Source organism: Pseudomonas sp. Irchel 3H9 (genome assembly GCF_900187495.1).
In the GTDB taxonomy this organism is placed as follows: domain Bacteria; phylum Pseudomonadota; class Gammaproteobacteria; order Pseudomonadales; family Pseudomonadaceae; genus Aquipseudomonas; species Aquipseudomonas sivasensis.
The window spans coordinates 79603-101955 of record NZ_FYDK01000004.1; the positions used below are offsets into that span (position 1 = coordinate 79603).

Annotated in this window: 18 protein-coding genes; 9 read left to right on the forward strand and 9 right to left on the reverse strand. The window is 59.8% G+C overall.

Annotation, left to right across the window (positions count from 1 at the left end):
• Positions 1-141: 141 nt before the first annotated feature.
• Entirely contained in the window at positions 142-717 is a 576-nt protein-coding gene (locus CKW32_RS15620) for an ANTAR domain-containing response regulator (protein WP_095185348.1), read from the reverse strand.
• Positions 718-730: 13 nt separating this feature from the next.
• A complete protein-coding gene (locus tag CKW32_RS15625; RefSeq protein ID WP_032887605.1) occupies positions 731-1957 on the reverse strand; it encodes a CmpA/NrtA family ABC transporter substrate-binding protein in 1227 nt (408 codons plus the stop codon).
• Positions 1958-2206: 249 nt separating this feature from the next.
• Between CKW32_RS15625 and sctC the strand changes: the two genes are divergently transcribed.
• The 5 genes from sctC to CKW32_RS15650 all read left to right on the forward strand — a co-directional run bounded on the left by sctC (position 2207) and on the right by CKW32_RS15650 (position 5996).
• Complete coding sequence (gene sctC / locus CKW32_RS15630; protein ID WP_371854008.1) at positions 2207-3655, forward strand: type III secretion system outer membrane ring subunit SctC; 1449 nt, start codon at positions 2207-2209, stop codon at positions 3653-3655.
• A gap of 15 nt (positions 3656-3670) precedes the next feature.
• Entirely contained in the window at positions 3671-3895 is a 225-nt protein-coding gene (locus tag CKW32_RS15635; RefSeq protein WP_032887609.1) for a FliM/FliN family flagellar motor switch protein, read from the forward strand.
• Positions 3896-4037: 142 nt separating this feature from the next.
• Positions 4038-4436 (forward strand): winged helix-turn-helix domain-containing protein, encoded by a 399-nt coding sequence (locus CKW32_RS15640; RefSeq protein WP_032888085.1) that lies wholly within the window; start codon positions 4038-4040, stop codon positions 4434-4436.
• On the forward strand, positions 4429-4890 hold the full coding sequence (locus CKW32_RS15645) for a transglycosylase SLT domain-containing protein (protein ID WP_032888087.1): 462 nt from the start codon (positions 4429-4431) through the stop codon (positions 4888-4890). Before CKW32_RS15640 ends, CKW32_RS15645 begins: the two co-directional genes overlap by 8 nt.
• A gap of 86 nt (positions 4891-4976) precedes the next feature.
• Positions 4977-5996, forward strand: a complete 1020-nt coding sequence (locus CKW32_RS15650; protein WP_095185350.1) for a quinone-dependent dihydroorotate dehydrogenase — start codon at positions 4977-4979, stop codon at positions 5994-5996.
• 123 nt (positions 5997-6119) lie between these two features.
• Here CKW32_RS15650 and rmf read toward each other — a convergent pair whose 3' ends face one another.
• Complete coding sequence (rmf, locus tag CKW32_RS15655) at positions 6120-6335, reverse strand: ribosome modulation factor (RefSeq protein ID WP_002553055.1); 216 nt, start codon at positions 6333-6335, stop codon at positions 6120-6122.
• Positions 6336-6867: 532 nt separating this feature from the next.
• Between rmf and rlmKL the strand changes: the two genes are divergently transcribed.
• Together rlmKL and CKW32_RS15665 are read left to right on the forward strand one after the other, a co-directional pair.
• Positions 6868-9135 (forward strand): bifunctional 23S rRNA (guanine(2069)-N(7))-methyltransferase RlmK/23S rRNA (guanine(2445)-N(2))-methyltransferase RlmL, encoded by a 2268-nt coding sequence (gene rlmKL, locus CKW32_RS15660; protein WP_032887613.1) that lies wholly within the window; start codon positions 6868-6870, stop codon positions 9133-9135.
• A gap of 137 nt (positions 9136-9272) precedes the next feature.
• Positions 9273-11669 carry a diguanylate cyclase gene (locus tag CKW32_RS15665; protein WP_095185351.1) on the forward strand — a complete coding sequence of 799 codons (2397 nt, stop codon included), beginning with the start codon at positions 9273-9275 and terminating at the stop codon, positions 11667-11669.
• Between the two features lie 52 nt (positions 11670-11721).
• On the opposite strand, the gene dacB is transcribed toward CKW32_RS15665, so the two are convergent.
• Positions 11722-13182 (reverse strand): D-alanyl-D-alanine carboxypeptidase/D-alanyl-D-alanine-endopeptidase, encoded by a 1461-nt coding sequence (dacB, locus tag CKW32_RS15670; protein WP_095185352.1) that lies wholly within the window; start codon positions 13180-13182, stop codon positions 11722-11724.
• A 238-nt stretch (positions 13183-13420) separates the two neighbouring features.
• On the opposite strand from dacB, the gene CKW32_RS15675 reads away from it, so the two are divergent.
• Entirely contained in the window at positions 13421-13765 is a 345-nt protein-coding gene (locus tag CKW32_RS15675; protein WP_016979277.1) for a YggL family protein, read from the forward strand.
• Positions 13766-13802: 37 nt separating this feature from the next.
• On the opposite strand, the gene CKW32_RS15680 is transcribed toward CKW32_RS15675, so the two are convergent.
• Positions 13803-14993: a benzoate/H(+) symporter BenE family transporter gene (locus CKW32_RS15680; RefSeq protein WP_095185353.1), complete on the reverse strand. Its 1191-nt coding sequence runs from the start codon at positions 14991-14993 to the stop codon at positions 13803-13805.
• A gap of 226 nt (positions 14994-15219) precedes the next feature.
• Between CKW32_RS15680 and CKW32_RS15685 the strand changes: the two genes are divergently transcribed.
• The gene (locus tag CKW32_RS15685) at positions 15220-15984 is read left to right on the forward strand and encodes a GntR family transcriptional regulator (RefSeq protein WP_017134778.1); all 765 of its coding nucleotides are present in this window, start codon (positions 15220-15222) and stop codon (positions 15982-15984) included.
• A 138-nt stretch (positions 15985-16122) separates the two neighbouring features.
• Here the strand turns inward: CKW32_RS15685 and guaD are convergent, their stop codons facing one another.
• The 4 genes from guaD to xdhA form a co-directional block, all read right to left on the reverse strand.
• A complete protein-coding gene (guaD, locus tag CKW32_RS15690; RefSeq protein ID WP_095185354.1) occupies positions 16123-17427 on the reverse strand; it encodes a guanine deaminase in 1305 nt (434 codons plus the stop codon).
• Between the two features lie 7 nt (positions 17428-17434).
• Positions 17435-18277 carry a xanthine dehydrogenase accessory protein XdhC gene (xdhC, locus tag CKW32_RS15695; RefSeq protein ID WP_095185355.1) on the reverse strand — a complete coding sequence of 281 codons (843 nt, stop codon included), beginning with the start codon at positions 18275-18277 and terminating at the stop codon, positions 17435-17437.
• Between the two features lie 123 nt (positions 18278-18400).
• Positions 18401-20800: a xanthine dehydrogenase molybdopterin binding subunit gene (gene xdhB / locus CKW32_RS15700; protein ID WP_032887626.1), complete on the reverse strand. Its 2400-nt coding sequence runs from the start codon at positions 20798-20800 to the stop codon at positions 18401-18403.
• On the reverse strand, positions 20793-22241 hold the full coding sequence (gene xdhA, locus CKW32_RS15705) for a xanthine dehydrogenase small subunit (protein WP_095185356.1): 1449 nt from the start codon (positions 22239-22241) through the stop codon (positions 20793-20795). Before xdhA ends, xdhB begins: the two co-directional genes overlap by 8 nt.
• Positions 22242-22353 lie beyond the last annotated feature (112 nt).

A 22353-nucleotide genomic window follows, 5' to 3' on the forward strand; every position in this document is an offset into this window, starting at 1 on the left:
CGGCCCCGTGCTGCTGGGGCCAAAACGAAAAAACGCCGCCATCGGGTTCGCGAGGGCAAACCGGATGTGCGACGTCTTTGTCGTGGAGGGGCAACCGCCGTTGGTTACCTGTGATGATTGTTTAGCAAGTCCCGCGCCACATCAGCCGAGCAGTTCACTCATGGCGATGATTTGCTCTGCCACTTGGATCAGTTTCTGTTGGCGGCTCATGGCTTGGCGGCGCATCAGTGTGTAGGCCTCTTCCTCATTACAGGCCTTCATTTTCATCAGCATGCCCTTGGCCAGTTCGATGCGCTTGCGCTCGGCCAACTGCTGGTCCCGCGCCTGAAGCTGGGCGCGCAAGGCCTGGTCGCTTTCAAAGCGGGCCATGGCCACGTCAAGGATCGGTTGCAGGCGCTGGGCCTGGATGCCCTCGACGATATAGGCACTGACACCGGACTTGATGGCCTGGCGCATCACGTTCGGGTCGTGCTCGTCGGTAAACATCACGATAGGCCGGGGCTGGTCGCGGGTGACGAGCACCACTTGCTCCATCACATCGCGGCCCGGTGACTCGGTATCGATCAGAATCACATCCGGGCGCACTGTTTCGACGCGTGCCGGCAAGTCGATGGTCAGGCCGGACTCATCGATCACCTCGAAGCCAGCTTCGATCAGCGCCGTACGCAGGCGCCCGACCTTGCGCGGGGTGTCATTGATCAACAGGATTCGCAGCATAGAAGTGCTCCTGTCAGCGCAAGGCTTGGCGGTTGGCGTGGTCGGCGATGGCATGCAATCGGAAACTGCGGGCGTAGCCGACGGGGTCCGAGCCGTCCCACACCTTGCCGTCGATCAGTTGGCTGCTGCGCATGTCCTGGCGTTGCGCATTGATGCCCAGCGCGTCTGCCGCCTGGCGATAAAGCGCCAGTTGCTGGACCTGGCGCGCAACGCCCAGGTAATCAGGGTCTTCGCGCAGCAGGCCCCAGCGTCGAAACTGGGTCATGAACCACATGCCATCGCAGAGATATGGCAGGTTCACTTCGCCATCGGCGAAAAAGCGCAGGGCATGGGGATCCTGCCAGTGGTTGCCCAGGCCATCGTCATAAATGCCCAGCAGGCGGGGTTCGATGCAGTCGAGAGGCGCGTCAAGGTACTCGCGGCCGCTGAGCAACTGCGCGGTGGAACGTCGGTTTTCGATACTTTCTTCAATAAAGCGGCTGGCTTCGAGGATAGCCATGACCAATACGCGGGCGGTGTTGGGGTATTGGTCGACGAAGGCCTGTGTGCAGCCGAGCACCTTTTCTGGATGGTTCGGCCAGATCGCTTGGGTGGTTGCCAGTGTAAAGCCCTGGTTTTGCGCGACTGCGCTGGCACTCCAGGGTTCTCCGACGCAAAAGCCATCAATCCGACCAGCTTGCAGGTGCGCAACCATTTGCGGGGGCGGTACCACGACGCTGTCCACATCCTGTAACGGATGAATGCCCTGACTTGCGAGCCAGTAGTACAACCACATGGCGTGGGTACCTGTGGGAAAGGTCTGGGCGAAGGTCAGTTTTGTTCGGCTTTGGTGCACGTGACGATCCAATGCCTCAGGAGTGACCACCCCTTGTCGTTGCAGGGCGTGGGACAGGTTGATGCTTTGACCGTTCTGGTTCAATCCCATCAGCACGGCCATGTCGGTGGGTGCGACGCCGCCGATGCCCAGGTGAACGGCATAGATCAACCCGTACAGGCTGTGGGCGGCGTCCAGTTCACCGCTGACCAGTTTGTCCCGCAGGTTGGCCCACGAGGATTGGCGCTTGAGGTTTAGCGTCAGGCCATAAGGTTGAGCGAAGCCCTGGGTTGCCGCCACCACCAGGGAGGCGCAGTCGCTCAAAGCCATGAAGCCCAGGTCGAGGCTGCTCTTTTCCGGAGCATCACTGCCGTTGACCCAGGCCAGTGGGTCTCTTGTCGGGCTGCTGCCAACCGAATCGTTCATCAACACCTACCTTTTCTTTCAAAAAAAAGCGCCGTTCCCTCAGATGGCGATGCAAGGCCATTGCGGGTAACGACGCCTTTGTCCGTAAGCTCGCTCCGCCGTTGGAGTGCGCTCTGATACCGAGTGCAAAGCAAGGCACATGCCACGGGCCTGGAAGCGCTGTCGGCCGTCACCTTTCCATCAAGATTGAAAATGGACGGCCTCTCAGTATGGCCGCCTCTCAGTGCCAGGCCGCCCAGGAAACCTACGGTGTACGCTGACTTCCCCTTAACGACTCCCTGCCTCTGGCTACTGCTTGCCGCGCTGATGCTGGGAGGTGCCGATGCCCATGGCGAAACCTATCAGGCGCAGGACGAGAGCCTGCATACCGTCTTTACTGCCTTGTCCGTGCCTATGGGCCTGCCCATTGTCGTGAGCAGTGAAGTAGCGCGCACACGCATCAGTGAAGTCATTGACCTCGATACCCCTCAACACGCCCTGGAGACGCTTGCATTGCAATACGGCTTGATCTGGTACGGCGACGGGCAGGCGCTCTACCTCTATGACGTCAGCGAAGCAAAAAGCTCGACCGTGACGTTGTTGCATATATCCGTCGACAGGTTTCGTGCCCTCATGCGCCGCTCTGGGGTTGATGAAACGCGCTACCCCCTTAGGATCAGCGGAGCTCGGACATTCTCCGTGTCGGGTCCGCCTAATTATGTCGATCAGGTGTTGCAACTGGCCCAATTGATGGACCTTGAACGTGCTGATTTGCGCGTGGGTACCCAGGCGTTTGCTGTCGTCCAGGTACTCAACACCCATGTTGCTGACCGGGTGTACTCCATGGGCCCGGAAAAGGTCTCGGTGCCGGGGATCGCGTCGCTGATCGACACCCTTCTGGCGTCTGAGGAGGACGGACCGCTGGCCGACAAGAGTCTGGCGGTGATCCCCTATTTGGATACCAACAGCCTGCTGATCAAGGGCGAACCTGAGCAATTGGGATTCATCGAGCGATTGATCGCCGAGTTGGACACACCCAAGCGGTCTGTCGAAGTCTCGCTCTGGATGGTGGACGTAGAGCGTGACGACCTGAAAAAACTGGAGCCTGCCTGGGATAAGGAGGCGAAGGGTCAGGCCACGCGAATCCTGGAACCGATTGACGATAACCGCTTGATGGCGCAAATCGCCACGCTGGAGCATCGGCGGCGAGCGAAAGTGATGACGTTACCGGTGATTCTCACCCAAGAGAACGTGCCAGCGGTATTTCAGGATAACCACACCTTCTACCTGCCCGCTCCCGGACAGGATCATGCTGATTGGAAGCCTGTGCATTACGGCTCCCAAGTCAGCGTGTTGCCGCGTTTTGCCGAAGCGAATCAGATCGAGATGCTTCTCCACGTTGAGGATGGTCGCCAGATGAGCCAGGCCGGTCGGCGCGGCAAACCGAGCGCGGTCGGGCGGGTTAGTATCAGTAGCGTGGTGCAAGTGCCGCAGGGCAAGCGCCTGTGGTTGGGGCCGTTTAGCCGTGAGGCCAATGAGCAGGGACGAAACGCCGTATCAAATGGCTCGGCCAAGGTTCGTCTGTTTGTGATTCAGTCCCGGGCCGTGGGTAGCGAGAAGGCCTTACCGGCAGGCGTTGGTGCGCCACCGTTGACTGCGGCGCAATACGAACGTGTGCAACGTGCGTTTGTGCACCCGGGTCGCGATATCTCTCCGTGAAAAAGGTGCTAACCCGTGCATATGGAAATTCTTCTACAGGAACAACTGGTCAGTTTCAGGCGCCTTTCAGCCTTTGCGCCTGGGAAGGTGCTGCCATTGGCGCCTGGAATCAACCACTGCGTGGAGGTTCGGGTTAACGGCCGGCTATTGGCGTTGGGGGAGTTGGTGCAGTTGGAGGATCGCCTGGGGATTGAATTGCACGAGGTCTATCGAAAAGGGGCATCTGACAGTTGTAAATGAACGGTCTTACAGGGTGATGCTGAAAAGCGGCGGCTGTATGGGTTTTTTCCTAGCGTGGGCTGCAAGGCGGTTTTTTATAGTCATGACGTGGGCACAAGAGCCAGTACTGGAAATAAGGAATGAGTCGGATGCCGAGGTGGATATGGCCGTCGTGAATGATGGGTTGACTGCGACTTCCCTGTATTTCTCCCAGTGGATACTGCATGGCGATGGTCGTCTAAGCGGTAAAGTCAGCGATGTTCAGTTGCCGCCCAAGGAGCTGCATGTTTTGCGGTTGCTGCTTGCCTCTGGCGGTGTCCTGATGACCAAGGATCATTTGCTTGAACTGGCCTGGCCACAAGGGGAGGTCGCGGAGGAGTCACTGACCCGTTGCATTTACTCGCTGCGCAAGCATCTTGGAGCCGACAAGGGGTTTATCAAGACCATCTACGGTCGTGGGTATCGCTTCACCTGTCCCGTGAACGTTGAGCGGCATGGGGCTGGGCATACGGATGCCGCGCAGCACCTGTGTTCGGCCTGTGGCCAGCTCAGGCGTGGCTAAGCTGTGGCGCAGGCTGCTGTTGCTCGGCCTATTGATCAGTGCAAACCAGGCGTTTGCCTACTGCTGGGAGGAAACCGCCAGTCGCTACGGTATCGAGCCTGAATTGCTGCAGGCTATCGCTGCCGTGGAGTCGGGGTTTCGTGCAGATGCGATCAACCACGCAAACCAGAATGGTACGCGTGACATCGGCCTGATGCAGATCAACAGTATCCATTTGCCCCGCTTGCTCAAGCTGGGCATTACCGAGGAACGGCTGTTGAGTGAGCCGTGCCTCTCAGTGGAAGTAGGCGCTTCCATACTGGCCGATTTCATTCAGCGCTTTGGCTACAACTGGACGGCGGTAGGTTCCTACAATGTTGGCGCCGGCTCAGGCCCTCAGCGCGACGCATTGCGCATGCGCTATGCAGAGAAAATTTGGGCACGCTATGAGTTGCTCGTACAGCAGCGCTATTGATGTTTGGGTAGCACGCCTCGCGTGCACCCCGTCACCCCGGCTATAATCGCCGCCACCTTTCGCCGCCATCCGAGTCTAGCCCGCCCATGTATACCCTGGCCCGCCAGCTGTTGTTCAAACTCTCCCCGGAAACCTCCCACGATCTGTCCCTGGACCTGATCGGCGCCGGTGGCCGCCTGGGGCTCAACGGCCTGGTATGCAAGGCACCCGCAAAAATGCCGGTATCAGTGATGGGGCTCGACTTCCCCAACCCGGTCGGACTGGCCGCTGGCCTGGACAAGAACGGCGCGGCCATCGATGGCTTCGCGCAACTGGGTTTCGGTTTTGTCGAGATCGGCACCGTGACGCCACGGCCGCAGCCCGGTAACCCCAAGCCGCGGATCTTCCGCCTGCCTGAAGCCGAGGCGATCATCAACCGCATGGGTTTCAACAACCTCGGCGTCGATCACCTGCTGTCGCGGGTTGAGGCTGCGAAGTACAAGGGCATCCTCGGCATCAATATCGGCAAGAATTTTGATACACCGGTTGAGCGAGCGGTGGACGATTACCTGATCTGCTTGGACAAGGTCTACGCCCACGCCAGCTATGTCACCGTCAACGTCAGCTCGCCGAACACACCGGGCTTGCGCAGCCTGCAGTTCGGTGACTCCCTCAAGCAATTGCTCGAAGCCCTACGCCAGCGCCAGGAAGATTTGGCAGTGCGCCATGGCAAGCGCGTGCCGCTGGCCATCAAGATCGCCCCGGACATGAGTGACGAGGAAACCGTGCTGGTGGCCCAAGCCCTGGTGGATTCGGGTATGGACGCAGTGATCGCTACCAACACCACCCTAAGCCGTGTCGGCGTCGAAGGGTTGGCCCATGGCGACGAAGCCGGTGGCCTGTCAGGTGCGCCGGTGCGGGACAAGAGCACCCATATCGTCAAGGTGTTGGCTGCTGAGTTGGCCGGGCGTTTGCCGATCATTGCAGTGGGCGGTATCACCGAAGGCAAGCACGCTGCCGAGAAGATCGCTGCCGGCGCGAGCCTGGTGCAGTTGTACTCCGGGTTTATCTACAAAGGCCCGGCACTTATTCGTCAATCGGTGGATGCGATCGCAGCATTGCGTTGAAGGATCGCCCAATAAAAAGGGCTCCTTAAAAGGAGCCCCTGGGCCGAAGCCCGCCGCCTTGAGAGGGCGTGCGTGGTTAAGTCGTCATCTATTCGTGGTGGTGTCGGAATTAAGTGCCCTTGATTAGCCGACGGCGTGAAGTTCGTTGAGTCTGTGGATTCCCGCAGTGCCAGTCATACCGTCCCAGTTGTCGCCTCGTCCTTCTCGCCAGCCGTTGATCCAGGCTTGGCGTACCGACGGTAGAGTAAATGGGCAAAGCTCACGGGATTTGCCATGAACGCCATATTGATATCCGCGTAAAAAAGCTCTTTCCAACGGATCACGCTTAAGTCTTCTCATAGGGTGTTTCCCTCACTTGTTGACTGTCTTGATATCCTTCGGCCTCGTCTGAGGCCGGGCAGAGTTTTTCTGCCGTTGGTGGGCTCGCTGCCGGCGTGGCGAGCCTAGGTGTTGGCGTCGTTACGGCGCCAACCTGTGTTGAGTTCTAACCAATAGGTCACACGGATTCAATGATCGTTTTGTCATAAGCACGTAACGATTACGATGCTATAGCCATAAGCTGGGATGGCTTTTCGCCCCTTTTTTGAGGCAAAGCCAGCTATGATGCACCCTGCAAAGAGGACGGGTTTAATCCTTTAGTGAGAATGCTGGCCCGTTGCGGTCGGTTACTATTCGACGAAGGGTCGGAATATTTCTTTTTGTTGCTTAAAAAAATCACTCTGCCCCGTCAATAAAGGCTCAAGGGCCCGTCAGACGGGGTGGGACGGCACATTCGTGCCACGCGAGCACTCTTCGAGAAAAGTGCTTGATTGAAAACCGAACCGGCGATGCGTCGCCCGTTCATTTATTGCTGAAAAGCCTGGAATGCCCCATGTCGGACCGTTTTGAACTCTTCCTCACTTGCCCCAAGGGCCTCGAAGGCCTGCTGATCGAGGAAGCCGTCGGGCTTGGCCTTGAGGAAGCCCGCGAGCACACCTCGGCCGTGCGCGGCATGGCCGACATGGAAACCGCCTATCGCCTGTGCCTCTGGTCGCGCCTGGCCAACCGCGTGTTGCTGGTGCTCAAGCGCTTCCCGATGAAGGATGCCGAAGATCTCTACCACGGCGTGCTGGACATCGAATGGGCCGACCACATGGTCTCCGACGGCACCCTGGCGGTGGAGTTCAGCGGTCACGGTTCGGGCATCGACAACACCCACTTCGGCGCGCTGAAGGTCAAGGACGCGATCGTCGACAAGCTGCGTACCCCGACCGGCGAACGCCCGTCCATCGACAAGATCAACCCTGACCTGCGCATTCACCTGCGCCTGGACCGTGGCGAAGCAATCCTGTCCCTCGATCTTTCCGGCCACAGCCTGCACCAGCGCGGCTACCGCCTGCAGCAGGGCGCGGCGCCGTTGAAGGAAAACCTGGCGGCGGCGATCCTGATTCGTGCCGGCTGGCCGCGTATTGCTGCCGAAGGCGGCGCGCTGACTGACCCGATGTGCGGTGTGGGGACCTTCCTGGTCGAAGGCGCGATGATTGCCGCCGACATGGCCCCCAACCTCAACCGCGAACTGTGGGGCTTCACCACCTGGCTTGGCCACGTGCCGGCGCTGTGGAAGAAACTTCATACAGAAGCCACTGAACGTGCCGCCATCGGCATGAACAAAACCCCGCTGTGGGTGCGTGGCTACGAGGCTGACCCCCGTCTGATCCAGCCCGCGCGCAACAACATCGAGCGTGCTGGTCTGAGCCATTGGATCAAGGTGTACCAGGGCGAAGTCGGCACCTTCGAGCCGCGCCCGGACCAGAACCAGAAAGGCCTGGTGATCTGCAACCCGCCCTACGGCGAACGTCTGGGTGACGAAGCCAGCCTCTTGTACCTCTACCAGAACCTCGGCGAGCGTCTGCGCCAGGCCTGCATGGGCTGGGAAGCCGCGGTGTTCACCGGCGCACCGGACCTGGGCAAGCGCATGGGCATTCGCAGCCACAAGCAGTATTCGTTCTGGAACGGCGCGTTGCCGTGCAAATTGCTGCTGATCAAGGTCAACCCGGATCAGTTCGTTACCGGCGAGCGTCGTACCCCGGAACAGCGCCAGGCTGAACGTGAGCAGGCTGTTTACGACCAAGCCCCGGTCGAGCCACAAGAGCGCCAGTACAACAAGAACGGCAACCCGATCAAGCCAGCCCCGGCCCCTGTGGTCGAGCAGGCGCGCCTGAGCGAAGGCGGGCAGATGTTCGCCAACCGCCTGCAGAAGAACCTCAAGCTGCTGGGCAAGTGGGCCAAGCGTGAAGGGGTGGATTGCTATCGCGTGTACGACGCCGATATGCCCGAATACTCCATGGCCATCGACCTGTACCACGATTGGGTGCATGTGCAGGAATATGCCGCGCCGAAGTCCATTGACCCGGAAAAAGCTTCCGCACGTATGTTCGATGCGCTGGCGGCGATCCCTCAGGCGCTGAACATCGACAAGAGCCGCGTGGTGGTCAAGCGTCGTGAGCGCCAGAGCGGCACCAAGCAGTACGAGCGCCAGAGCGCCCAAGGCAAGTTCACCGAAGTCAGTGAAGGCGGCGTGAAGCTGCTGGTCAACCTCACCGATTATCTCGACACCGGCCTGTTCCTAGACCATCGCCCGATGCGCATGCGTATCCAGAAGGAAGCGGCCGGCAAGCGTTTCCTTAACCTGTATTGCTACACCGCCACCGCCAGTGTGCATGCAGCCAAGGGTGGCGCGCGCAGCACCACCAGCGTTGACCTGTCCAAGACCTATCTGGACTGGGCGCGTCGCAACTTCTCCCTCAACGGGTTCTCCGACAAGAACCGCCTGGAGCAGGGTGACGTGATGGCCTGGCTGGAGGCCAGCCGCGATGAGTTCGACATGATCTTCATCGACCCGCCGACCTTCTCCAACTCCAAGCGCATGGAAGGCATTTTCGACGTGCAGCGTGACCACGTGCAGTTGCTGGACCTGGCGATGGCACGCCTGGCACCGGGTGGTGTGCTGTATTTCTCGAACAACTTCCGCAAGTTCGCGCTGGAGGAAAACCTCAGCGAGCGCTACACGGTCGAGGAAATCAGCGACAAGACCATCGATCCGGATTTTGCGCGCAACGCCAAGATCCATCGGGCCTGGAAAATCACCGCTCGCGGTTAACCAACAGCCTGAAGCCGCAAGCCTGGTTTAATCCGGTCTTGCGGCTTTTTTACGCTGGTCAAACTCTGGGCCGATAGCTATAACTTAAGGCCTAGCCAAAGTGACACCCCCGCACGCTGGCGTTGTGAGTGTTGCTTATGCCGATGCAAGCCGTTCGCCCGAAAATCCTAGGCTTTATCAGTGAGCAGGCGTCGGCTTGGCTGGTGGCATTGGTGGTGTTTCTGGCGGGCTGTACCCTGACGCTCATCGTCGCCTGGGCGTCCTTCGATCTCTATCAACAACAGGTGCGCCAGCGTTTCCAGTTGCTGGTCAACGAGCGGTATACCCGCCTGCAGGAACGCTTCGAAGATCAGGAACAGCGCTTGAACAGCCTGCGGCGGTTCTTCGTCAATTCCGACGACGTGTCCCGTGAAGAATTCGATGGTTTCGCCCAGCCTTTGCTATTGCGCACCCGGGCCTACGCCTGGGCGCCGCGCGTGTCTCGCGATCAACGCAGCCAGTTCGAACAAGAGGTGTCCCGCCAGCGTGGTACGCCCTTTGTCATCCGTGAGTTAAATAGCGCCGGAGAACTGGCCCCGGCGCCCGAGCGTGATGAATACGTGCCGGTGCTCTACAGCCAGACTCAAAGTTTGCTGGGCTCGCCATTGGGTTTTGATCTGCTGGCCCAGCCCCTGCGGCGCTCAGCCCTTGAACGCGCACAAAAAAGCGGCAAGCTGGCGGTTTCCCAGCCCATGCAACTGGTAGGCGTTGAGCCTGCTTATGCCACTGGGGTATTGCTGGTGGCGCCGGTCAGTCACCTGTCCACTTCCGAGCAGTCCCAGCATGAGCCCTTTGGCTACGTGATGGCCGTGATCAGCATGCGCCAGTTAGTAGCTGACGGCTTGCCCAAGCCGGAACGTGACAACCTGGTGATGCAGATCGTCGATACCTCCGACCTACAGAAACGTGTGCTCTACGAATCGAGCAATAGCGTGGCAAACGGCGACCTGATCGGTGCGCGCCGTCTTACCTTGGGGGACCACGTTTATGCCCTGACCCTGCGTCCGAGCCAGGTGTTCGACCAGACTAACCATTCTTCGTTGATCACGATCCTGACGATGGGCGGGTTGCTCAGCCTGTTGCTCAGCGCCTTGCTCTATGTGCTGGTGAGCCAACGCCAGCGCGCCGTGAAGCTGGTGGAACAGCGTACCGTGCAGTTGCGCCTGCGTGAGCAGGAGTTACGCGGTGCCCATGGCCAACTGCGCAGCGTGCTGAATGCGGCGACCCAGGTCGCCATCATTGCCACCGACTTACGCGGCGTCATCAACACCTTCAATGCCGGTGCCGAACAAATGCTCGGGTTCTCAGCCGAGCAGGTGGTGGGTAAGTTGACCCTGGAAAGCTTGCACTTGGCGTCGGAACTGGAAGCCCGTGCAGCTAGCCTGAGCGTGGCCTTGGGCAAGCGAATCCCTGCCAGTCAGGCGATGCTGGTCGAGAGCCCGGATAACCTGCACGAAGCCCGGGAATGGACCTTGGTGCGCGAGGATCGCAGCCAGTTGACTGTGAACATGCTGGCCACTGTGTTGCTGGATGATCACGGTTTGTGGATCGGGCACTTGGCGATTTACCTGGACATTACCGAGCAAAAACGCGCTTACGAAGCATTGGCGGCCCGTGACCGCCTGCTCAAGAAACTCAGCGCCCATGTGCCCGGCGGTATCTTCCAGTTCACCCTGGAACCCCGCGAAAACTGGCGGTTCATCTATGCCAGCGATGGTATGCGCGACATTTATGAAATCGAAACCGGTGTGTTGCAGCAGGACGCGAAGAAAGTTTTCGAGCGTATCCACCCGCTGGACGTGGAGCGGGTACGAGCCTCGATTCGCCTGTCGGCGTTGCAGTTGAGCCATTGGCGCGAAGAGTACCGGGTGCAGTTGCCACAACGGGGTCTGCGCTGGATTCGCGGCGAAGCCACACCGGAAGAGTTACCGGGTGGCGGTACGCTGTGGCATGGCTACGTGTCGGACATTTCCGATTTGAAGCGGGTTGAAGAGGAGCTACGCGCACTGTCCATCACTGATTCCCTGACCGGAATTCACAATCGACGCTATTTTCAGGACCGACTCAGGGCCGAGATGGTGAGGCTCAATCGGACCAGCGGGGCATTGTCGGTGATCATGCTCGATATCGATCACTTCAAGCGCATCAACGACAAGCATGGTCACGCGGTCGGCGACGCGGTGTTACAGGAGTTGTGCAAACGCATCGGCCAACGCTTGCGTCGTTCCGATGTCTTCTGTCGGCTGGGTGGCGAGGAATTCATGGTGCTCTGCCCCAACACCGGTGGCGAACAGGCCTACAGCCTGGCGATGGAATTGTGGCAGTCGCTGCGCAACGAGCCTATGGACGCGGTGGGCATCGTCACTGCCAGCTTTGGTGTGGCCAGTTGGCGGATCGACGAAGGTATTGATGGGTTGTTGCTGCGCGCCGACTCGGCCGTTTATGTAGCCAAGCAGGCGGGCAGGGATCGGGTAGAGGCGACGCCGCTGTGTTGAGTGACCTTTGTGGTGAGCGGGCAAGCCGCTCACCACAGGCTCCAGTTCAGCGTCAGAGTACTGGGGCTGAAGCCGCCAATTTAGGTTGGCGATACAGGTCCAGCAGCACCTGATCCAGCACCGACGAAGCGCCCCATGGCTTCGGATCGTTGAGAATCGCCACCACCGCCCAGGTATTGCCGTTGTTGTCGCGGCTGAACCCGGCAATGGCGCGTACGGTGTTCAAGGTGCCGGTCTTGACGTGGGCTTCGCCGCGCATCGCAGTGGTCTTCAGGCGTTTGCGCATGGTGCCGTCGGTGCCGGCAATCGGCATCGAACTGATGTATTCGGCAGCGTAGGGGCTTTTCCAGGCGGCTTGCAGCATCGCGGCCATCTCGCGGGCGCTGACCCGTTCGGCACGGGACAGCCCGGAGCCGTTCTCCATCACCAGATGGGGTGCAGTGATACCTTTTTTCGCCAGCCACTGACGCACTACACGTTGCGCGGCCTTGGCGTCGTCGCCGTCGGCATCGTTGCGAAACTGCGCGCCCAGGCTCAGGAACAACTGCTGCGCCATGGTGTTGTTACTGTATTTGTTGATGTCGCGGATGATTTCCGCCAGGTCCGGCGAGAATGCGCGGGCCAACACCTTGGCATCCTTGGGCACGGGCGCCTGGATATCACGGCCCTGGATGCTGCCGCCCAACTCCTGCCAGATTGCCCGCACGGCGCCGGCGGTATAGGTGGCATGGTCGAGCAGCGACAGGTACGTCTGGGAGCTGCAGCCGTCGCCCAGTTGGCCACTGACGGTGACCGTCACGCTGCCATCGGCGGCAGTGACCGGGTTGTAGCGCACGTCGCCGGTGCATTGCTTGGCGTTGGAAACCTTGACCTGATTGTCGATGCGAATACTGGCGATCGGCGGCTCCACCGATACGATCACACGGCCTGAGTCGTTGCGGGTCACAAAGCGCAGGGCCTTGAGGTTGACCAGCAGGGCGTCGGGCTTAACCAAGAAGGGCTTGTTCTCGTCGTTGCCGTCGTCATTGAATTCCGGCAGTTGTGGCGGGATAAAGAAGCCACGGTCCAACACTAGGTCGCCAGTGACTTGCTGTACGCCATTGGCGCGCAGGTCGCGCATCAACAGCCAGAGTTTTTCCATATTCAGCTTGGGATCACCGCCGCCCTTGAGGTAAAGGTTGCCATGCAACACGCCGCCGCTGAGGGTGCCGTCGGTGTAGAACTCGGTTTTCCACTGGTGGTTGGGGCCGAGCATTTCCAAGGCGGCGTAGGTGGTAACCAGCTTCATGGTGGACGCGGGGTTTACCGAGACGTCAGCGTTGAAGACGGTGGGGGTGCCAGGGCCGTTCAGGGGGATCATCACCAGTGACAGCGCGGTGTTTTGCAGCTTGGCTTTGGCCAGGGCCTGCTGAACATTCGGGGGGAGGGTGTTATTGACTGGGGCAGCTGTGGCGCTGAGGGCCAGTGGCAAGAGGAGACCGGCTAGCAAGAGTGAACGTAAAGATTTGATCATAAGAAATGAAACCCTACTGCTGAGGAGGGTGAAAAAGGCGAGGGGTAAATAGGAAAAATCCCTCATTGGTCATGAAAGTGTCGGCATTATGCCCCAAGGTGGGCGCGCTTGTGGCTGAACCATAGCTGGAAATCAGCGTTTTTTTTACAGGCAAAGTGCCGCCTGTCCCAGAGAGTCGGGCAATCGTCGCCTTAAACTGCTAAAGTGCCGCCCGTTATTACTTATGAGGATTGTTCCAATGGCGACTAACCGTTCCCAGCGTCTGCGCAAAAAACTGTGCGTTGATGAATTTCAAGAGCTGGGTTTCGAACTGAACCTGGACTTCAACGAAGGCCTGAGTGAAGAAGCTATCGACGCTTTCCTCGAAGCATTCATCAAAGAAGCCATGGAAGCCAACGGTCTGGGCTATGTCGGCGGCGATGACTTCGGTCTGGTTTGCCTGCAGAAGCGTGGCTCGGTCTCCGAAGAGCAGCGCGCTGCTGTTGAAGCCTGGCTGAAAACCCGTTCCGAGCTGACCAAGGCTGAAGTCAGCCCGTTGCTGGACGTGTGGTATCCGGAAAAGCCGATCAACGCGGCTAAGTGATACTGAAAAAAACGGCGACCTGAGGGTCGCCGTTTTTTTATGCCTTGCGCCAGTTCAGAATCAGCAGCGTCAATACCCCCGCCACAATCCCCCAGAACGCCGACCCGATGGAAAACAACGTCAAGCCTGACGCGGTGACCATAAAGGTGATCAGCGCCGCTTCCCGTTCCTTCGGCTCATTCATGGCGATACTCAAGCCGTTGATGATCGAGCCAAACAACGCCAATGCCGCAATCGACAGCACCAGCTCCTTGGGCAATGCTGCGAACAATGCCGCCAACGTGGCGCCGAACACGCCAGCAATCCCGTAGAAAACCCCGCACCACACGGCCGCGGTGTAGCGTTTGTTGCGGTCTTCGTGGGCATGGGGCCCGGTGCAGATGGCTGCGCTGATCGCCGCCAGGTTGATGCCATGGGAGCCAAAAGGTGCCAGTACCAGCGAGGCCAGGCCGGTGGCTGTGATCAGTGGTGATGCCGGCACGTTATAGCCGTCGGCGCGCAACACGGCGACGCCGGGCATGTTTTGCGAAGTCATTGCCACCACAAACAGCGGAATGCCGATGCTGATCGTCGCGGCCAGTGAGAAGTGCGGCGTGGTCCAGACCGGCGTCGCGACTTCCAGGTGAAAGCCGCTGAAATCCAACAGCCCCATGACCCCGGACAGCGCGGTGCCGATCACCAGCGCGGCCAGAACCGCATAACGTGGCGACAGACGCTTAATGATCAGATACGTGAAGAACATCCCCAGCACCAGGCCGGTGCGATGCTGCGCGGCAACGAAAATCTCGCTGCCGATCTTGAACAGGATCCCTGCCAATAAGGCCGCCGCCAGTGAGGCAGGAATGCGTTTGACCAGTTTTTCAAAGCTGCCGGTCAGCCCGCAGATCGTCACCAGCACCGCACAGGTGATATAGGCACCGATGGCTTCGCCATAACTCACGCCGCCCAGGCTGGTGATCAACAGCGCCGCGCCAGGCGTGGACCAGGCAATGGTGATCGGTGTGCGATAGCGCAGGGACAGGCCGATGCTGCACACCGCCATGCCGATGGAAATTGCCCAGATCCATGAGGAAATCTGCGCGGTGGTCAAGCCGGCGGCTTGCCCGGCTTGGAACATCAGCACCAGGGAACTGGTGTAGCCGGTCATCATCGCAATGAAACCCGCGACGATGGCCGATGGAGAAGTGTCGGCCAGCGGGCGCAAAGGCGCTTGAGTGGCTTCGGTCATGGAGAGGTGTTCCTTTTACCTGGGTATTTGCCGGTGACGGCGCAGATTCAAGCCTAAACTCAAACGTAACTACTCATTGCAATACAGCCGCCGGCGCAATCAGCCGTACAGTGTGTTGGCGCATTGGGTTGTGTACAATGTGCCGTGTTTTTAGGTGATACTTGCCAGCGACCCTCGCTTGCCGTATTACCGTTAATTCGCCGCCGTTCTCCAAACCCGAGTGCCCATGAACGAACAGTTGCAACCTCTCAAGAAACAACCGCGAGCCGGCAAGGCCGGTCGCAGCGGAACCCAGGACGATATCGTCTATGCGCATATCTTCGAGGCCATCCTCGAACAACGCCTGGCGCCCGGCACCAAATTGAGCGAAGAAGCACTGGGCGAAATCTTCGGCGTAAGCCGCACCATCATTCGTCGCGCACTGTCGCGCCTGGCCCATGAAGGCGTCGTGCTGCTGCGGCCCAATCGCGGCGCGGTGGTGGCGAGTCCAAGCGTGGAAGAGGCGCGCCAAGTGTTCCTGGCACGGCGTCTGGTGGAGCGGGCGATCACCGAGTTGGCGGTGCAGCATGCTACCGCCGAACAACTGGCCGAGCTGCGCCAGATGGTCAACGACGAGCGCGACAGTTTCTCCCGTGGTGATCGCGGTGCGGGTATCCGCCTCTCCGGCGAATTCCACCTCAAGCTGGCCGAAGCGGCAAAGAACGCGCCGCTGATCAGCTTCCAGCGCAGCCTGGTGTCCCAGACCTCACTGATCATCGCCCAGTACGAAAGCGGCAACCGCTCGCACTGTTCGTATGATGAGCACACCCAGTTGATCGACGCGATTGAAGCGCGGGACGCGACACTGGCGGTGAATTTGATGATGCATCACATGGATCACATCGACAGCAAGCTCAACCTCGATGAGGAAAGTGCGTCGGATGATTTGCATGCGGTGTTTTCGCATTTGCTGCAGACCAAAAAGCCGGGGCGTTCTTCGGTCAAACTGTAATTTCCCCGGTTCACCCGGAAACAAATGTGGGAGGGGGCTTGCTCCCGATAGCGCTGGATCAGTTAACACATGACTAACTGAACCACTGCCATCGGGAGCAAGCCCCCTCCCACGTTTGGTTTTGTGTAGCGGTTGAGATCAGCGTTGGTGCACGAGTTGGCCGGCAGCGTAGGTCTGCAACACCGTCCGATCATCCCCCAGCGTCATCAACACAAACAACGTCTCGGCAATGTTGTTCGCCTGTTTCAAGCGATAGCTGAGCAGCGGCGTGGCGTTGTAATCCAGTACCAAAAAGTCCGCATCCGTGCCCGGCTGCAACGTGCCGATCTTGTCCTCCAGGCGCAGTGCACGCGCTCCGCCGAGGGTCGCCAGGTACAGCGATTTGAACGGGCTCAACCGCGCCCCTTGTAGTTGCATGACCTTGTACGCTTCGTTCAACGTTTGCAGCAGCGAGAAACTGGTGCCGCCGCCCACATCAGTGCCCAGGCCCACATTCAACTTGTGCTTCTCGGCCATTGGCAGGTTGAACAACCCACTGCCGAGGAAAAAGTTCGACGTCGGGCAGAACGCTACCGCCGAGCCCGTCTCTGCCAGCCGCGCGCACTCGTCATCACACAGGTGCACGCCGTGGGCAAATACCGAACGCTCGCCCAGCAGGTTGTAGTGGTCGTAAACATCCAGATAGCCTTTGCGCTCCGGGAACAACTCCTTCACCCATTCGACTTCCTGCTTGTTCTCACTGATGTGCGTCTGCATGTACAGGTCCGGGTACTCGCCCAGCAGTTGCCCGGCCAATGCCAGTTGTTCCGGCGTGCTGGTCGGTGCGAATCGCGGCGTGACGGCATAGTGCAGACGGCCCTTACCGTGCCAGCGCTCGATGAGCGTCTTGCTTTCCTGGTAGCCGGTTTCGGCAGTGTCGGTGAGGTAGTCCGGCGCGTTGCGGTCCATCATCACTTTGCCAGCGATCATGCGCAGGTCGAGTTTCTCGGCCGCTTCGAAGAATGAGTTCACGGACTGCGGATGCACGCTGCCGAACACCAGCGCCGTGGTGGTGCCGTTGCGCAGCAGTTCCTTGATGAAAATATCCGAGACTTCGTCGGCGTGGGCCTTGTCGGCAAATTGGCTTTCACACGGGAAGGTGTAGGTGTTGAGCCAGTCCAGCAACTGCTCGCCATAAGCACCGACCATGCCGGTCTGCGGCAGGTGGATATGGGTGTCGATCAGGCCTGGGGTGATCAGCGCGTCCTGGTAATGGGTGACTTCGATGTCGGCCGGCAGGGTCGGCAGCAGGTCGCCAGCATGGCCGACAGCGCTGATCTGGCCGTTGTCGATCACCAGCAGGCCGTCTTCGAAATACTCATAGGACGCTTCGATCCCAACGATGGCGGGGTCGGCGATGCTGTGCAGGATGGCGGCACGGTAGGCTTTGCGAGTCAAAGGCATGGTTATCTCAATTCGTGGCTTGGCTGCGGCGTGACACCGGCAGCAATTTGGCAATGGGTTCGGCGCTCGCGGTGTGCTGGCCGAAATTAGCGTTATAGGTGGCGATGATTTCGCCGGCGATGGAGATGGCGATTTCTACCGGTAATTTGCCCTTCACCTCGGTCAGGCCCATGGGGCAGCGCATGCGTTGCAACTGCGCGGCGTCGAAGCCACGGTCACGCAGGCGGTGTTCAAACTTGACGCGCTTAGTCTTGGAGCCAATCAGGCCGAAGTAGGCGAAGTCATTGCGCTTGAGCAGGGCGGCGGTGAGTTCCAGGTCCAGCGCGTGATTGTGGGTCATGACGATGCAATAACTGCCCGCCGGCAAGTCAGCAATTTCGTCGACCGGTTCTTCGCTGACGATTTTACGCACGCCCTGGGGGATATGTTCCGGGAACTCCTGATCGCGGGAATCGATCCAGCGTACCCGGCACGGCAGGCTCGCCAACAAGGGCACCAGCGCGCGGCCGACGTGGCCTGCGCCAAATACCGCAATCTGCGCCTGCACCTGGCCCATGGGTTCAAACAGCAACACGGTGACGCCACCGCAGCACTGGCCCAGGCTGGCGCCGAGGCTGAAGCGCTCCAAATGAGTGTTTTGCTGGCCGCGCGCGAGCATCTCGCGGGCGATCTGCATGGCCTTGTATTCCAGGTGCCCGCCACCGATGGTGTCGAAGGTCTGCGCGGCGCTGATTACCATCTTCGAACCAGCATTGCGCGGCGTGGAGCCGAGCTCTTCGATGATGGTCACCAGTACGCAGGGTTCGCCTCTGTTTTGCAGGTCGGCGAGGGCGCTGATCCAGTTGTTCATGTTTACCTCAACATTACTGTTGTCAGTCAGGCCGCTATCGGGGGCAAGCCCCCTCCCACATTTGAAGGTATTCACAGATCAAAATGTGGGAGTGGGGCTTGCCCCCGATGGCAGCGCCTCGTTCTAGAGCGAAGCCATCTCGGTATCAGCCTCAACTACCTTCGCAGCAGCCAACTTGCGCATCTGCTCACACCCCCACAACACTCGCTCCGGCGTCGCTGGCGCATCGATTTTCGGCTGATGGCGATAGTCACCCAGACTCGCCACCGCATCCTTGATCGCGCACCACGAGGCAATCCCGAGCATGAACGGCGGTTCGCCCACGGCCTTGGAATGGAACACCGTGTCTTCCGGATTTTTGCGGTTTTCTACCAGCTTCACCCGCAGATCCAACGGCATGTCCGCCACCGCCGGGATCTTGTAGCTGGCTGGGCCGTTGGTCATCAGCTTGCCCTTGTTGTTCCACACCAGCTCTTCCATGGTCAGCCAACCCATGCCCTGGATAAAGCCGCCCTCCACCTGGCCGATGTCGATGGCCGGGTTCAGCGAGGCGCCTACGTCATGCAGGATGTCGGTGCGCAGCATTTTGTATTCGCCGGTCAGGGTGTCGACGATCACTTCGCAGCAGGCTGCGCCGAAGGCGAAGTAATAGAACGGCCGCCCGCGTGACTGGCTGCGGTCGTAGAAGATTTTCGGGGTCTTGTAGAAGCCGGTGCTCGACAGCGACACCTGAGCGAAGTAGGCCTGCTGGATCAGTGCCTCAAAGGTCAGGATCTGGTCACGCACGCGCACATGGCCGTTGTGGAATTCAACGTCCGCCTCGCTCACGTCGTATTTGCGCGCCGCAAATTCCACCAACCGTTGCTTGATGGTTTCGGCGGCATTCTGCGCGGCTTTGCCGTTCAGGTCCGCGCCGCTGGAAGCGGCGGTCGGCGAGGTGTTGGGCACCTTGTCGGTGTTGGTGGCGGTGATTTGCACGCGGTCGATTTCCACCTGGAACACTTCGGCCACTACTTGCGCCACCTTAATGTTCAAACCCTGGCCCATCTCGGTGCCGCCGTGGTTCAGGTGGATACTGCCGTCGGTGTAAATATGGATCAGCGCACCGGCCTGGTTCAGAAAGCTGGCGGTGAACGAGATGCCGAACTTCACCGGTGTCAGCGCCAGGCCTTTCTTCAGGATTGGGCTGTGGGCGTTGTACAGGCGAATCGCTTCGCGGCGCTCGGCGTATTGGCTGCTGGCCTCCAGTTCGGCGGTCATCTCTTCGAGCATGTTGTGCTCGACGGTCTGGTAGTAGTGGGTGACGTTGCGCTCGGTCTTGCCGTAGTAGTTGGCCTTGCGCACCGCCAGCGGGTCCAGCGCCAGATGGCGGGCGATGGCGTCCATCACTTCTTCGATAGCGACCATACCTTGGGGCCCGCCAAAACCACGGTAAGCCGTGTTGGACGCGGTATTGGTCTTGCAGCGATGGCCGTTGACCGTGGCATCGCCCAGGTAATACGAGTTGTCGGAGTGGAACATGGCACGGTCGACAATCGAGTTGGACAGGTCCGGCGAGCAGCCGCAGTTGCCGGCCAGCTCCAGGTTGATCCCGTGCAGGCGGCCGCTGTCGTCGAAGCCCACGTCGTATTCGATATAGAAGGGGTGGCGCTTGCCGGTCATCAGCATGTCTTCCACGCGCGGCAGGCGCATTTTGGTCGGCTGGCCGGTGAGGCGCGCCACCACTGCGCACAGGCAGGCGGGGCTGGCGGCCTGGGTTTCCTTGCCACCGAAACCACCGCCCATGCGGCGCATGTCGACGACGATTTTGTTCATCGACACATCGAGTACTTCGGCCACCAGTTTCTGCACTTCGGTGGGGTTTTGTGTGGAGCAGTAGACGATCATGCCACCGTCTTCGGTGGGCATCACCGACGAGATCTGGGTTTCCAGGTAGAAGTGTTCCTGGCCGCCGATGTGCAGAGTGCCCTGGATACGGTTTTTCGCCGTTGCCAGTGCGCCTGCCGAATCGCCGCGTTGATGGGTATGACTGTCGAGCACAAAGTGTTTTTTGCGGTAGGCCTCGACCACGTCCAGCACCGGTTCCAGGTCTTCGTATTCGATCACGGCGGCCATGGCGGCTTTGCGTGCGGTGTCCAGGTCACGGGCGGCAACCGCCAGTACCACTTGGCCAACGAACTGCACGGTGTCGATGGCCAGCAGCGGGTCGCCGGGCATCAGCGGGCCGATGTCTTTCAGGCCCGGTACGTCTTCGTGAGTGATAGCGATGCGCACACCTTCGAAGGCGTAGCAGGGCGCGGTGTCGATGCTGATGATTCGAGCGTGGGCGCGGTCAGACATGCGCGCATACAGGTGCAACTGGTTGGGGAATTCCAGGCGGTCATCGATGTACTGCGCCTCACCGCTGACGTGCTTGGCGGCGCTGTCATGCTTGACGCTGCGACCGACTCCGGAGGTCAGGTCCTGGGCGAACAGCTCGGCGAGTTCGGCCTGGGTTTTTTCCACGGCGTGATGGTTAGACATAAGCGGTCACCCGAGTCTCGATGTGCGGCGTTTGCAGTTCGATGAAGTATTTACGCAGCAGGTTCTGCGCGCTGAGCAGGCGATATTCCTTGCTGGCGCGGAAGTCCGACAGCGGCGTGAAATCCTGGGCCAGGGCGGCGCAGGCTTTCTCCACGGTGGCGGCGTTCCAAGTGGCGCCGACCAATGCGGCTTCGCAGTTTTTCGCGCGTTTTGGTGTCGCGGCCATGCCGCCGAACGCGACGCGTGCCTCACGAATTACGCCGTTGTCGATCTTCAGATTGAAGGCTGCGCAGACGGCGGAAATGTCATCGTCCAGGCGCTTGGAAACCTTATACGCACGGAACAGCGTATGGCCCTTGGGTACGATGATTTTCTCGATGAATTCACTGTCCTGGCGGGCGGTCACGCGGTAGTCGATGAAGTAGTCTTCCAGGGCCAGAGTGCGGCGTACGTCGCCCTTGCACAGCACGATCTGCGCGCCCAGGGCGATCAGCAGTGGCGGTGAGTCGCCGATGGGTGAGGCGTTACCGATATTGCCGCCCAACGTGCCCTGGTTGCGGATTTGCAGAGAGGCGAAGCGGTGCAGCAGCTCACCGAAGTCCGGGTATTCGTGATGCAGTGCGGTGTAGCAGTCGGAGAGGGCGGTGGCGGCGCCTATTTCCAGGCGGTCGTCGAACGATTCGACGCGCTTCATTTCTTCAATATTGCCGACGTAAATCATCACTGGCAGTGTGCGGTGAAACTGGGTGACTTCCAGCGCCAGGTCGGTGCCGCCGGCCAGCAGGCGGGCTTGGGGGTAGGCGTCATAGAGGTCGGCCAGGTCGGCCACGGTCAGTGGCACCAGGCAGCGTTTGTCGCCGCTGTTGAGCTCGCCCGTTTGGGTCGGCGCGATGGCTTTGAGGCGTGCAATGGTCTCGGCCTGGCGGCTGTCGAACTGATCCTGGGGCTTGTTGCAGCAGGCCTGTTCGGCGGCTGCAAGAATCGGGCGGTAGCCGGTGCAGCGGCACAGGTTGCCGGCCAGGGCTTCATGGGCTTTCTGGCTGTCGGGAGCGTCGCTGTTCTTTTGCAGGGCGAACAGCGACATCACAAACCCTGGGGTGCAAAAGCCGCATTGCGAACCGTGGCACTCAACCATGGCTTGCTGCACGCTGTGCAGTTGGCCTTGGTGCTTGAGGTCTTCGACGCTGATCAGTTGTTTGCCGTGCAGCGACGACACAAAGGTCAGGCACGAGTTAAGGCTGCGATAACGAATCTGCTCGACGCCTTGATCGTCGCGATGCAGCTCGCCGACCACCACGGTGCACGCACCGCAGTCGCCGCTGGCGCAGCCTTCCTTGGTACCGGATTTGCCCACGTGCTCACGCAGATAGTTGAGCACGGTCAGGTTGGGGTCCAGGGCGTGCTCGCTACGGAGTTCCTGGTTGAGTAAAAACTGGATCACGGAAGGCCTCGCAGACTCATTATTGTTGTTAACCGCTTTTCGCCGAATCTAGTCATGTCTGACTTTTCGGTCAATGATTTTCTGACCAGCAGGTCAAGAAAATGCGATCGCA

Coding starts and splice junctions, on each gene's coding strand:
- CKW32_RS15620 (WP_095185348.1), bottom strand. CDS start 717: ATGCTGCGAATCCTGTTGATCAATGACACCCCGCGCAAGGTCGGGCGC.
- CKW32_RS15625 (WP_032887605.1), bottom strand. CDS start 1,957: ATGAACGATTCGGTTGGCAGCAGCCCGACAAGAGACCCACTGGCCTGG.
- CKW32_RS15640 (WP_032888085.1), top strand. CDS start 4,038: ATGGCCGTCGTGAATGATGGGTTGACTGCGACTTCCCTGTATTTCTCC.
- CKW32_RS15650 (WP_095185350.1), top strand. CDS start 4,977: ATGTATACCCTGGCCCGCCAGCTGTTGTTCAAACTCTCCCCGGAAACC.
- rmf (WP_002553055.1), bottom strand. CDS start 6,335: ATGAGAAGACTTAAGCGTGATCCGTTGGAAAGAGCTTTTTTACGCGGA.
- rlmKL (WP_032887613.1), top strand. CDS start 6,868: ATGTCGGACCGTTTTGAACTCTTCCTCACTTGCCCCAAGGGCCTCGAA.
- CKW32_RS15665 (WP_095185351.1), top strand. CDS start 9,273: ATGCCGATGCAAGCCGTTCGCCCGAAAATCCTAGGCTTTATCAGTGAG.
- dacB (WP_095185352.1), bottom strand. CDS start 13,182: ATGATCAAATCTTTACGTTCACTCTTGCTAGCCGGTCTCCTCTTGCCA.
- CKW32_RS15675 (WP_016979277.1), top strand. CDS start 13,421: ATGGCGACTAACCGTTCCCAGCGTCTGCGCAAAAAACTGTGCGTTGAT.
- CKW32_RS15680 (WP_095185353.1), bottom strand. CDS start 14,993: ATGACCGAAGCCACTCAAGCGCCTTTGCGCCCGCTGGCCGACACTTCT.
- CKW32_RS15685 (WP_017134778.1), top strand. CDS start 15,220: ATGAACGAACAGTTGCAACCTCTCAAGAAACAACCGCGAGCCGGCAAG.
- guaD (WP_095185354.1), bottom strand. CDS start 17,427: ATGCCTTTGACTCGCAAAGCCTACCGTGCCGCCATCCTGCACAGCATC.
- xdhC (WP_095185355.1), bottom strand. CDS start 18,277: ATGAACAACTGGATCAGCGCCCTCGCCGACCTGCAAAACAGAGGCGAA.
- xdhB (WP_032887626.1), bottom strand. CDS start 20,800: ATGTCTAACCATCACGCCGTGGAAAAAACCCAGGCCGAACTCGCCGAG.